10 protein-coding genes are annotated in these 12,244 nt (G+C 72.4%); all 10 read left to right on the forward strand.

Going from position 1 to position 12,244, the window contains the following annotated elements:
- The first annotated feature begins 4 nt into the window (after positions 1-4).
- Positions 5-1,519: a UDP-N-acetylmuramoyl-L-alanyl-D-glutamate--2,6-diaminopimelate ligase gene (locus Acor_RS05490; RefSeq protein WP_155335431.1), complete on the forward strand. Its 1,515-nt coding sequence runs from the start codon at positions 5-7 to the stop codon at positions 1,517-1,519.
- Entirely contained in the window at positions 1,516-2,883 is a 1,368-nt protein-coding gene (locus Acor_RS05495) for a UDP-N-acetylmuramoyl-tripeptide--D-alanyl-D-alanine ligase (protein ID WP_155335432.1), read from the forward strand. Before Acor_RS05490 ends, Acor_RS05495 begins: the two co-directional genes overlap by 4 nt.
- Positions 2,880-3,956 carry a phospho-N-acetylmuramoyl-pentapeptide-transferase gene (mraY, locus tag Acor_RS05500; RefSeq protein WP_155335433.1) on the forward strand — a complete coding sequence of 359 codons (1,077 nt, stop codon included), beginning with the start codon at positions 2,880-2,882 and terminating at the stop codon, positions 3,954-3,956. The genes Acor_RS05495 and mraY overlap by 4 nt, the downstream gene beginning before the upstream one ends.
- Positions 3,938-5,344: a UDP-N-acetylmuramoyl-L-alanine--D-glutamate ligase gene (murD, locus tag Acor_RS05505; RefSeq protein WP_155335434.1), complete on the forward strand. Its 1,407-nt coding sequence runs from the start codon at positions 3,938-3,940 to the stop codon at positions 5,342-5,344. The genes mraY and murD overlap by 19 nt, the downstream gene beginning before the upstream one ends.
- Positions 5,341-6,582 (forward strand): putative lipid II flippase FtsW, encoded by a 1,242-nt coding sequence (gene ftsW, locus Acor_RS05510; RefSeq protein WP_246238441.1) that lies wholly within the window; start codon positions 5,341-5,343, stop codon positions 6,580-6,582. Before murD ends, ftsW begins: the two co-directional genes overlap by 4 nt.
- A gap of 41 nt (positions 6,583-6,623) precedes the next feature.
- On the forward strand, positions 6,624-7,703 hold the full coding sequence (gene murG, locus Acor_RS05515) for an undecaprenyldiphospho-muramoylpentapeptide beta-N-acetylglucosaminyltransferase (RefSeq protein ID WP_155335435.1): 1,080 nt from the start codon (positions 6,624-6,626) through the stop codon (positions 7,701-7,703).
- Positions 7,700-9,094: a UDP-N-acetylmuramate--L-alanine ligase gene (gene murC, locus Acor_RS05520; RefSeq protein ID WP_155335436.1), complete on the forward strand. Its 1,395-nt coding sequence runs from the start codon at positions 7,700-7,702 to the stop codon at positions 9,092-9,094. Before murG ends, murC begins: the two co-directional genes overlap by 4 nt.
- Before the next feature lie 11 nt (positions 9,095-9,105).
- Positions 9,106-9,798 carry a cell division protein FtsQ/DivIB gene (locus Acor_RS05525; RefSeq protein WP_155335437.1) on the forward strand — a complete coding sequence of 231 codons (693 nt, stop codon included), beginning with the start codon at positions 9,106-9,108 and terminating at the stop codon, positions 9,796-9,798.
- Between the two features lie 211 nt (positions 9,799-10,009).
- Complete coding sequence (ftsZ, locus tag Acor_RS05530) at positions 10,010-11,434, forward strand: cell division protein FtsZ (protein WP_155335438.1); 1,425 nt, start codon at positions 10,010-10,012, stop codon at positions 11,432-11,434.
- 25 nt (positions 11,435-11,459) lie between these two features.
- Positions 11,460-12,176, forward strand: a complete 717-nt coding sequence (locus Acor_RS05535; protein ID WP_155335439.1) for a YggS family pyridoxal phosphate-dependent enzyme — start codon at positions 11,460-11,462, stop codon at positions 12,174-12,176.
- The last annotated feature ends 68 nt before the right edge of the window (positions 12,177-12,244 follow it).

Raw genomic sequence — 12,244 nt, forward strand, 5'->3', positions numbered from 1 at the left:
CCCGATGCGTCCGTCCACGACGCCCGCCCGCCCGCTCTCCGGGCTGGCGACCCTGCTCGGCGCGCCGTCCGCCTCCGGCCGGGTGGCCCGCGGCGTGATCACCGGCGTCACCATCGACTCCCGGCGGGTCCAGCGCGGCGACCTGTACGTGGCGCTGCCCGGCAAGGCCGCGCACGGCGCCGTGTTCGCGGCCAACGCCTGCTCCGCGGGCGCGGTCGCCATCCTGACCGACGAGGAGGGCCGGGACGACTCCGCCGCCACCGGCCTGCCGGTGCTGGTGCTGCCGGACCCGCGCGCCCTGCTCGGCCAGGTCGCCGCCTGGGTGTACGGCCAGCCCGCCACCGACCTGCTGGTCATCGGGGTGACCGGGACCAGCGGCAAGTCCACCTCCACCTTCCTGCTGGAGGCGGGCCTGGCCGCGGCCGGGCACCGGACCGGCCTGGTCGGCGGGGTCGAGATCCACGCCGGGGACGTGCGGATCACGCCCGAGCTGACCACGCCGGAGGCCACCGACCTGCAGGGCCTGTTCGCGCTGATGCGGGAGCAGCGGGTGACAGCCGCCGCGATGGAGGTCTCCAGCCACGCGCTCGCGTTGGGCCGCGTCGACGGCATCTTCTACGATGTCGCGATATTTACGAACCTGTCCCAGGACCATCTGGACTTCCACCGGGACTTCGACGACTACTTCGCCACCAAGGCGCGGTTGTTCACCCCGGAGTTCGCCCGGCTCGGCGTGGTCAACCTGGACGACCCGCACGGCCGCGAGCTGACCGGCATCGCCAAGATCCCGGTCACCACGTTCTCCGCGGCCGGGGACCCGCGGGCCGAGTGGCGGGCCGACGACGTCCGCCTCGGCTCGGACGGCAGCGCCTTCCGGCTGGTCGGCCCCGGCGGCATCGAGGCCGACGTGTCGGTCGCCATGCCCGGCCCCTTCAACGTCGCCAACGTGCTCGGCGTGCTGGTCGCCCTGGTCGAGGCCGGGGTGCCGCTGCAGACCGCCGTGGCCGGGGTGAGCGGCTTCGCCGGGGTGCCGGGCCGGATGGAGCGGGTGCCGTCCCCGGACGGTTTCGTGGCGATCGTCGACTACGCTCACAAACCGGGCGCCGTCGAGTCGGTGCTGCGCTCGCTCCGCGAGGTCACCGAGGGCACGCTGACCATCGTGCTCGGCTGCGGCGGCGACCGGGACCGGGGCAAACGCCCGCTGATGGGAGAGGCCGCCGCCCGGCTGGCCGACGTGGCCATCTTCACCAGTGACAACCCGCGCAGCGAGGACCCGCTGGCCATCCTCGCCGCCATGCTGGACGGAGCGCTGGAGGTGCCTCCTCCGGAGCGGGCCCAGGTGCTGATGGAGCCGGACCGGGCCGGCGCCATCGAACTGGCGATCTCCCGTGCCCGCCCGGGAGATGTGGTAGTTGTGGCCGGAAAGGGCCACGAACTGGGCCAGTACGTCGCAGGCGAGGTCGTGCCATTCGACGACCGTCAGGTGGTCGCCGCCGCCATTCGCAGGAGGAACGCATGATCCCGTTGCCTTTGGGCCGGGTCGCAGAGATCACCGCGGGCGCCCTGATGGGCCAGACCGACCCCCGGACCGTGGTAGGCGGCCCGGTCGTGATCGACTCGCGGGCCGTCGAGCCGGGGTCGCTGTTCGTCGCGCTCAAGGGCGAGCGGGTGGACGGGCACGACTACGCGGTCCAGGCCTGCGAGTCGGGCGCGGTGGCCGTGCTGGCCGGGCGGCCGGTGGACGCGCCGGCGGTGATCGTCGGCGACGTGGTCGGCGCGCTGGCCGAGCTGGCCAGGGCCGTGGTGTCGGAGCTGCCCGAGCTGACCGTGGTCGGCGTGACCGGGTCGGCCGGCAAGACCTCGACCAAGGACCTGCTGGCCAGGCTGACCGCGCGGATCGGGCCCACGGTCGCGCCGGTCGGGTCGTACAACAACGAGATCGGCCATCCGCTGACCGTGCTCAAGGCCGGCGCGGAGACCCGGTACCTGGTGCTGGAGCTGAGCGCCAGGAACCTCGGGCACATCGCCTACCTGGCCGGGATCGCGCCGCCCAGGATCGGGGTGGTGCTCAACGTGGGCACCGCGCACCTGGGCGTGTTCGGCGGCCAGGACGTGATCGCGCGGGCCAAGGGCGAGCTGGTGGAGACGCTGCCCAAGGACGGCGTGGCCGTGCTGAACCTCGACGACCCGCTGGTGGCCGGGATGGCCGGGCGGACGGAGGCCAGGGTGACCTGGTTCGGGCGGGGCGCGGGCGCGCACATCAGGGCCGAGGACGAGCGGCTGGACGAGCGGGGGCGTGCCGTCTTCACGCTGCGCGCCCCGACGGGCGCCGCGCCGGTCCGGCTCCGCCTGTACGGCGCGCACGCCGTCGCCAACGCCCTGGCCGCCGCAGCCGCCGCGTATGAGCTGGGGCTGCCGGTGGCCACCATCGCCGAGGAGCTCTCCGCGGCCGAGCCGCGCAGCCGCTGGCGGATGGAGGTCACCGACCGGGCCGACGGCGTCACCGTGATCAACGACGCGTACAACGCCAATCCCGACTCGATGCGGGCCGCCTTCGCCGCGATGGACGCGATGGCGGCCGGCCGCCGCCGGTTCGCCGTGGTGGCCGCCCTCCGCGAACTGGGCGAGGAAGGTCCCGAGCTGAACGAGGGCGTCGGCCGCCTCGCGGCGGGCGCGGGCCTGACCGGTCTGATCGTGGTCGGCGAGAACGCCGGCCAGATCATGGCCGGGGCCCCGGGCGCGATCCACGCGCCCGACGCGGCCGAGGCCGCCGCCGTACTCGCGGACCTGCTCGCGCCCGGCGACGTGGTGCTGATCAAGGGCCCCCGGGCCGCCGGTCTGGAACGGGTGGCCGAGCGGCTGCTGGGGGGTGACGCCCAGTGAGGGACATTCTCGTCGCCGCGGCGGTCGGCCTGATCCTGTCCATGCTCGGCACGCCGCTGGCGATCCGGCTGTTCGCCCGCCGGGGCTACGGCCAGAACATCCGCGAGGAGGGGCCGTCCGGCCACTACGACAAGCGCGGCACGCCCACCATGGGCGGCACCGTGATCGTCATCGCGGCCCTGCTCGGCTACGCGGCCGCGCACGTGGCCACGCTGCTGTCGGCCAACCCGGCGCCGCCCACCGCGTCGGCGCTGCTGGTGCTGTTCCTGATGACCGGCCTGGGCATGGTCGGCTTCCTGGACGACTTCATCAAGATCTACAAGCAGCGCAGCCTGGGCCTGCGCAGCGGCGCGAAGGCGCTCGGCCAGCTGGTCGTGGGCGCCATCTTCGCGGTGCTGGTGGTGCAGTTCCCGAACGCGTACTCGATCACGCCGGCCGAGACCCGGCTGTCGTTCCTGCGCGACTTCGGCCCGCCGATCGGCCTGCTCGGGTTCACCGTCTGGGTGCTGATCATGATCGTCGGCTTCTCCAACGCGGTGAACCTCACCGACGGCCTGGACGGGCTGGCCTCCGGCGCGACCGGGATCGTGCTCGCCTCCTACGTGCTGATCGGCAACTGGCAGCTGCGCAACAGCTGCACCACCGCGATCCTCGGGCCGAACTGCTACATCGTGCGGGACCCGCTGGACCTGGCCGTGGTGGCGGCGGCGACGCTGGGCGCGCTGGTCGGCTTCCTGTGGTGGAACGCGCCGCCCGCCAAGATCTTCATGGGCGACACCGGCTCGCTGGCCCTGGGCGGCGTGCTGGCCGGGCTGGCCATCACCACCAGGACCCAGCTGCTGCTGCTCATCCTGGCCGGGCTGTGCGTGGTGATCACCTCGTCGGTGATCATCCAGGTCGGCTTCTTCAAGATGACCAGGAAACGGATCTTCCGGATGGCCCCGCTCCAGCACCACTTCGAGCTGAAGGGCTGGGCGGAGACCACCATCGTGGTCCGGTTCTGGCTGATCGCCGCGCTCAGCGCGTCCGCCGGGCTCGGCCTGTTCTACGTGGAATGGATGCCCAAGCTGTGAGGGGCTGCGTCGTCGTGGCCGGGCTCGGGGTGTCCGGCGCCGCCGCCGCCCGCGGCCTGGCCCAGGGCGGGGAGCGGGTGGTCGTGCTGGAGCAGCGCGAGCGCCCGATCCCGGAGATCCTGTCCGAGCTCGGCGTCGAGGTCAGGTTCGGCGAGCAGGAGCTGCCCGCCAGGACCGAGCTGGTCGTCACCTCGCCGGGCTGGAAGCCGGACCACCCGCTGCTGCGGGCCGCCGCCTCGGCCGGGATCGAGGTCATCGGCGAGGTCGAGCTGGCCTGGCGGCTGCGGCACGACGGCGCGCCGCCCTGGCTGGCGCTCACCGGCACCAACGGCAAGACCACCGCGGTCCGGATGCTCACCTCGATGCTGAACGCGGCGGGGGAGCGGGCGCTCGCCGTCGGCAACGTGGGCACCCCGATCGTGGACGCGGTCCTCGATCCTGGCGACACCACCGTGCTCGCGGTCGAGCTGTCCAGCTTCCAGCTGCACTGGTCGGCCAGCCCGGCCCCGAAGGCGGCGGCCGTGCTCAACGTGGCCCCCGACCACATCGACTGGCACGGGTCGCTGGAGGAGTACGCGCGGGCGAAGGCGCGGATCTTCGCCAGGGCCGAGCGGGTGATCTACAACGCCGACGATCCGTGGGCGGCCCGGCTGGCGGAGCCGTACCGGGATCGCGCGGTGGGGTGGACGCTGGGGGCGCCCAGGCCAGGGCAGCTGGGCGTGGTGGAGGACCTGCTGGTGGACCGGGCGTTCACCGACGATCCTGTCCGGTCGGCGGAGGAGCTGGCCGCGCTCTCCGACGTGCACCCGTTCGCGCCCCACAACGTGGCCAACGCGCTGGCCGCCGCGGCTTTGGCACGGTCCCATGGCGTGCCCCCCGGCGCCGTACGGCAGGGCCTGGCGGACTTCCGCCCCGACCCGCACCGGATCGCGCACGTGGCCAGGGTCGGCGACGTCGACTACGTGGACGACTCCAAGGCGACCAACCCGCACGCCGCCGCGGCCTCGCTGGCCGCCTACGCCTCGATCGTCTGGATCGCCGGCGGCCAGCTGAAGGGCGCCGACGTCGACGACCTGGTCCGGCGGGCCGCGCCCCGGCTGCGCGGCGCGGTGCTGCTGGGCGCGGACCGGGAGCGGATCGCCGAGGCATTGGCGCGACACGCGGCGAATGTCCCAGTGCTTGAGGTGGCCGGGGACGACACTGGGGTGATGGACCGTGTCGTCACCGAAGCCGCCAGGCTCGCCTCCCCGGGAGACACCGTGCTGCTGGCCCCGGCCGGGGCCTCGCTGGACATGTTCCCCGGTTATGGCGCACGGGGGGAGGCCTTCGCGCGAGCCGTCCGCAACCTGACCGGTCTGACCGGCCTGCCCGGTCTGGCGGAACGGTGACCTCCGCCATCCCGCAGCCGGAGCGCCGCGCCGGCTGGGCCCGGGTGCAGCTGGCGCTCCTGCGTGAGCTGCTCAGCCGTCCGCTCACCTCCTACTACCTGGTGCTCGGGTGCAGCGCGCTGCTGCTCACGCTCGGCCTGATGATGGTGCTGTCGGCGTCCAGCATCGAGGCGCTGCAGGTGAAGGGCGACCCGTTCTACTGGTTCCTGAAGCAGTCGCTCTCGGTCGGGCTTGGCATCCCGCTCATGTACCTGTGCGCCAAGGTGCCGCAGCGGTTCTTCCGGCTGGCCGGGTATCCGCTGCTGGCGCTGTCCATCATCGGCCTGGTCATGGTCATCTTCATCGGTTCGACCGAGCTGGGCGCGCAGCGCTGGATCTACGTCGGCAGCCTCACCATCCAGCCGTCGGAGCCGGCCAAGCTGGCCCTGGTGCTGTGGGGGGCCGACATCCTGGCCCGGCACGCCAAGGGCCGCCTGATGGAGTGGCGCAACCTGCTGATCCCGCTGATGCCGGGCGTGGCCATCCTGGCCGTGCTGGTCATGTGGGGGCGCGACCTGGGCACCACGCTGGTGCTGATGATCATCTTCCTGGCGCTGCTGTGGGTGGTGGGCGCGCCGGTACGGCTGTTCGCCGGGATCCTCGGCGTGCTCGCGCTGGCCACCGTGTTCATGATCACCTCGGAAGCGTACCGGTCGGATCGGATCACCGGCTGGCTGAACACCTGGGAGAACGCGCAGGGCTCCGGCTACCAGGCGGCGCAGGGCCAGATCGCGATGGGCTCGGGCGGCTGGTTCGGGCTCGGCCTGGGCAGCAGCAGGCAGAAATGGGACTGGGTGCCGCACGCGGAGAGCGACTTCATCTTCTCCATCCTGGGCGAGGAGCTCGGCCTGATGGGCACGCTGGTGGTGATCGCGCTGTTCGGCCTGCTCGGTTACGCGGGCCTGCGGATCGCGGCCCGGGTCAACGACCCGTTCGTCCGGATCGCCTCGGCCGCCTCGGTGGCCTGGATCGTCGGGCAGGCCATCGTCAACATCGGCGCGGTGATCGGCGTGCTGCCGATCACGGGCATCCCGCTTCCCCTGGTCTCCTACGGCGGCTCCGCGCTGTTGCCTACCCTGGCCGCCCTCGGAATGTTGTTGTCGTTCGCGAAACGTGAGCCGGGTGCGGCCGAAGCGTTGGCCGCGCGGGGGCCCGGTCCGGCGGCGCGGGCTCTAAGCTGGCTTGGCCTCCGGGCATAATCCGCGACTTGAAACACGCGGCTTTTCACATAGGGAGAGACATGAGGGTGGTCCTCGCCGGCGGCGGGACGGCCGGCCATATCGAGCCGGCGCTCGCGCTGGCCGACGCGCTTCGTCAGATCGACCCAACGATCGGGATCACCTGCCTCGGCACCGATCGCGGCCTGGAGACCCGGCTGGTGCCGGCCCGGGGCTACGAGCTGGAGCTGGTGCCCGCGGTGCCACTGCCCCGGGCGCTCACCCCGCAGCTGCTCGCGGTGCCCGGCCGGCTGGCCGGGGCGATCAACGCCGCGACCGGCATCCTGGACAAGGTGGGCGCCAACGTCCTGGTCGGCTTCGGCGGCTACGTCGCCACCCCGGCCTACCTGGCCGCGCGCCGCCGCGGCATCCCGATCGTGGTGCACGAGGCCAACCCGCGCCCCGGCCTGGCCAACCGGCTGGGCGCGCGGCTGACCGACCACGTGTTCACCGGCCATCCGGACACCGCGCTGCCGGGCGCCCAGTGCATCGGCATCCCGTTGCGCCGCCAGGTGGTGGACATGGACCGGTTCTCGCTCGGCGACAAGGCGCGCTCCTACTTCGGCCTGGAGTCGGACCGGCCGACGCTGCTGGTGTTCGGCGGCTCCCAGGGGGCCCGCTCGATCAACAAGGCCGCGCTGGACGCCGCGCCCGCGCTGCGCGCCGCCGGGGTCCAGGTGCTGCACGTGATCGGCCCGAAGAACACCGTGGAGCAGGAGCCCCCGCCCGGCGACCCGCAGTACGTGATCCTGCCCTACGTGGACCGGATGGACCTCGCCTACGCCGCCGCCGACCTGGTGCTGTGCCGGAGCGGCGCGATGACCTGCGCCGAGCTGACCGCGGTCGGGCTGCCGGCGGCGTATGTGCCGCTGCCGCACGGCAACGGCGAGCAGCGGCTCAACGCCCAGCCGATCGTGCAGGCGGGCGGCGGCCTGATGGTGGAGGACGCCGAGCTCACCCCCGAGTGGATCATGAGGGTGCTGGCCCCGCTGCTGCACAACCCGGAGAAGGTGGCCGTCATGTGCGAGGCCGCGCTCCGGATGGGACGCAAGGACGCCGACGTGACGCTCGCCCGCAAGGTTCTGGAGATCGCAGCGCGATGACTTTGGTGAAACTGATAGAGCCGGTGCCGGCCGAGGAGCTCGGCCGGGTGCATTTCATCGGCATCGGCGGGTCGGGCATGTCGGGCATCGCCAGGATCCTGCTCAAGCGTGGCGTCGCCGTCTCCGGCAGCGACGCCCGCAGCTCCGACATGCTGGTCGAGCTGCGCGAACTCGGCGCGACCGTGCACGTCGGGCACGCGGCCTCGCACATCAGGGACGTGAACACGGTCGTGGTGTCCACCGCGATCAGGGACTCCAACCCGGAGCTGGGCGAGGCGCTCCGGCAGAACGTCCGGATCATCCCGCGGGCCGCCGCGCTGGCCGCGGTGATGACCGGCCGGGTCGGCATCGCGGTGGCGGGCACCCACGGCAAGACCACCACCACCTCCATGCTGACGGTGGCGCTACAGAAGTGTGGCGCGGACCCGTCGTACTGTGTCGGCGGCCAGCTGGTCACCACCGGGCTGGGCGCGGACGAGGGCACCGGCGAGGTCTTCGTCGCCGAGGCCGACGAGAGCGACGGCTCGTTCCTGATGCTGGCCCCGCGGATCGCCGTGGTGACCAACGTCGAGGCCGACCATCTGGACAACTACGGCGACCCGGAGGCGGTCTACGACAGCTTCAACCGGTTCGTCGAGCGGATCGGCTCCACCCTGGTGCTCTGCGTCGACGACCCGGGCGCGGCCCGGCTGGAGCCGATCGCCCGCGCCCGCGGCCTGAAGGTCGTCACCTACGGCGAGGGCGAGGCGGACATCCGGGTCACCGAGGTGGTCCCGCAGGGCCTCGGCGTCGAGTTCGAGGTGGCCGGCCACGGCCGGGTCAAGCTGAGCGTGCCCGGCCGGCACAACGCCCTGAACGCGGCCGCGGTGATCGCCGTGGCGCTCGAACTGGGCCTGCCGTTCGAGGAGGTCCGGGACGGCCTGGCGGCCTTCACCGGGGCCAAGCGCCGGTTCGAGGCCAAGGGCGTGGCCGGCGGCGTCAGCGTCTTCGACAGCTACGCACACCACCCGACCGAGCTCGCCGCCGACCTGGCCGCGGCCAGGGACGTGGTGGCCGGCGGCGGCCGGGTGATCGCCGTCTTCCAGCCGCACCTGTACTCCCGAACCCGCTTCTTCGCCGCCGAGTTCGGCGCCGCCCTCGGCCTGGCCGACGAGGCGATCGTGCTGGACGTGTACGGCGCCCGCGAGGACCCGGAGCCCGGCGTCTCCGGCGCGCTGGTGGCGGGCCAGATCCCGCTCCCGTCCGCGCAGGTCTCGTATGCTCCGGACAGGTCCGCGGTGCCCGCCCTGGTGGCGGGCCGGGCCCGGCCGGGCGACATCGTGCTCACCATGGGCGCCGGGGACGTCACCGAGCTCGGCCCGCACATCGTCGCGGAGCTGCACGCCCGATAAGGGAGCCCGCGGTGAGGAAGAACGTCCTGTGGCGTACGGCTGTCGCCGTCCTGCTGGCCGGCGGCGTGGTCGCCGTAGCCGGGTGGGTGGTGTTCCTGTCGCCGGTGCTCGGCGTCCGCGAGGTGGCCGTGGCCGGCGCCGCCCGGATCCCCGCAGAACAGGTCCGCAGAGCCGCCGGAGTGCCGCTGGACACCCCGCTGGTCAGCGTCGACCTGGAGGCCGTCAGGGCCAGGGTGGCCGCGCTGCGGGACATCGAGTCGGCCCGGGTGGACCGGGAGTGGCCGGGCACGCTGCTGATCGCCGTGGTCGAGCGGGTGCCGCTGGCCGCGGTGCCCTCGCCCGGCAAGACCACCGTGGTGGACCGGTACGGCGTGGTGCTGGACGTGGTGGCCACCGAGGACGCGGCGACCCTGGTCTCGCTCCGGCTGCCGGAACTGCGCGCCCACCGGTTCGACCCGGCAGACCCCGGCATCAGGGCCGCGCTGGCCGTTCTCGCCACCCTGCCGGAGAGCCTGTCCCGCCGGGTGAAGCAGGTCACGGCCGCGTCCGCGGAAACCGTGACGCTGACGCTCGCCGATGGCCGTACCGTTGTGTGGGGCGGGCCGGAGCGTACCGGCGACAAGTCCAGGATCCTGACCGCGCTGCTGCGCGAGAACGCCATGACCTTCGATGTCAGCTCGCCTGACGTGGTGACGGTCAAGTGAGATCGGCGACACGCCGGGCGTGCTTGCGGCGCGGTTAGTTGACCCTGGGGGAGGCGCAACCCTACTGTCCGTATCAATCCTCAGGTTGACATAACTCTAAATCTCAACTTGAGGGTGAGGGTTTGACAGAGCGGGCGCGATGCGCGGCATCGCGATCCATGAACCCCCATAGACCAGAGACATATGTAAGCGAGCGGAAAGGCCCCTCGTCGTGGCAGCACCGCAGAACTACCTCGCGGTCATCAAGGTCGTCGGAATCGGCGGCGGCGGAGTGAACGCCGTGAACCGGATGATTGAGGAGGGACTCAAGGGCGTCGAGTTCATCGCCATCAACACCGACGCCCAGGCGCTGCTGATGAGTGACGCCGACGTGAAACTGGACGTGGGGCGTGAACTCACCCGTGGCCTGGGCGCCGGCGCCAACCCCGAGGTGGGCCGCAAGGCGGCCGAGGATCACCGCGAGGAGATCGAAGAGGTCATCAAGGGCGCCGACATGGTGTTCGTGACCGCGGGGGAGGGCGGCGGCACCGGCACCGGTGGCGCGCCCGTGGTGGCCAGCATCGCCAGATCGCTGGGCGCGTTGACCATAGGGGTCGTGACCCGCCCGTTCAGCTTCGAGGGCAAGCGGCGCGCCATGCAGGCCGAGGCCGGGATAGAGAATCTCCGGGCCGAGGTGGACACCCTCATCGTCATCCCGAACGACCGGCTGCTGTCCATCTCCGACCGCCAGGTGAGCGTGCTGGACGCGTTCAAGGCGGCCGACCAGGTGCTGCTCTCCGGTGTGCAGGGCATCACCGACCTGATCACCACGCCGGGCCTGATCAACCTGGACTTCGCCGACGTGAAGTCGGTCATGTCCGGGGCGGGCTCCGCGCTGATGGGCATCGGCCACGCCCGGGGCGACGACCGCTCGGTCGCCGCCGCCGAGATGGCGGTCTCCAGCCCGCTGCTGGAGGCCAGCATCGACGGCGCGCACGGGGTGCTGCTGTCCATCGCGGGCGGGTCCGACCTGGGCCTGTTCGAGATCAACGAGGCCGCCCAGCTGGTGTCCAGCGCGGCCGCGCCGGACGCCAACATCATCTTCGGCACGGTCATCGACGACGCGCTCGGCGACGAGGTGCGGGTCACCGTGATCGCGGCCGGGTTCGACGAGCCGGTGCCGGAGAAGCCGGCCGTCATGCCGCAGCCACGCCAGCAGCAGACCCGCCCGGCTCCGGGCGCGGCGGCCGCCGCGCCCGCCCAGACGGGCCGGGAGCGTCCGGCGCTGTCATCCTTCGTGGCGCCCAAGGCGGAGCCCCGGGTGGAGCAGCAGCCCGCGCCGGTCCGCCCGCTCAACCCGCCGGTCTCGCCGGTGCAGCCGGTGCCGCCGCTCAACCCGCCGGTCCAGCCGGTGCCGAACCACCCCGCGGTCCAGCCGCAGGTGGCCTCGGCCGAGCAGGTCGCGCCCGCCGTGCCGTTCGGGCGGGAGGGTGACGGCTCCCGGTCGGAGGCGTCGGGCACCGGCCCTTTCGCCATCCCGCGGCCGACTGAGCCGCCGACTCCGATCACCTCCAAGCTGAACCAGCCGGTGCCGCGGCGCCCGGTGGTCTTCGAGGAGCAGGAGGAGGAGCTCGACGTGCCGGACTTCCTCAAGTGACGCAGCTTGAAGTGACACGGTCTCTATGAACTACCCGGATCCCCCCGCCGGGCGCGGCAGTGAGATCGCGGCCGGGCTGGCCGAGGTGGAGCGGCGCATCCTGGATGCGTGCCGCTCCACTGGCCGTTCCCGGGACGAGCTCACCCTGATCGCGGTCACCAAGACCTATCCGGCCGCCGACCTGCGGCTGCTGGCCGGGCTCGGGGTGACCGATATGGGGGAGAACCGCGACCGGGAGGCGGCGGCCAAGGCGGCCGAATGCGCCGATCTCCCGGTCACCTGGCATTTCATCGGCCAGGTGCAGACCAACAAGGCCAGATCCGTGGTCTCCTACGCCGACCTGATCCACGGCGTGGACCGCGGCCGCCTGGTGGGCGCGCTGAGCCGCGAGGCGGTCCAGCAGGGCCGCGAGGTGGGCTGCCTGGTCCAGGTCGCTCTGGACGACCGTCCGGAGCGCGGCGGAGCCCGTCCCGCCGACGTGCCCGCCCTCGCCGACGCAGTTGCTGGAGCTCCAGGTTTGCTGCTGCGGGGGGTGATGGCGGTGGCCCCCTTGGGATCCGACCCAGATGTGGCTTTCGCCCGTTTGTTCGAGGTGGCGCAAGCCGTACAGAAGGAACATCCGGGGGCGGATGTGATTTCTGCTGGGATGAGTGGCGATCTCGCGCAGGCGATAGCGAACGGTGCGACACACCTGCGTGTCGGTACGGCGTTGCTCGGCCGCCGGACGCCCTTCGTCAGGTAATGTCCCCCGAGTAGACAGCTAGAGGTCGATCAGCGGTTCGCCAGTCGGGGGGTTACGGCTTCCGCCAC

This window comes from Acrocarpospora corrugata (genome assembly GCF_009687845.1).
GTDB classification, from domain to species: Bacteria; Actinomycetota; Actinomycetes; order Streptosporangiales; family Streptosporangiaceae; genus Acrocarpospora; species Acrocarpospora corrugata.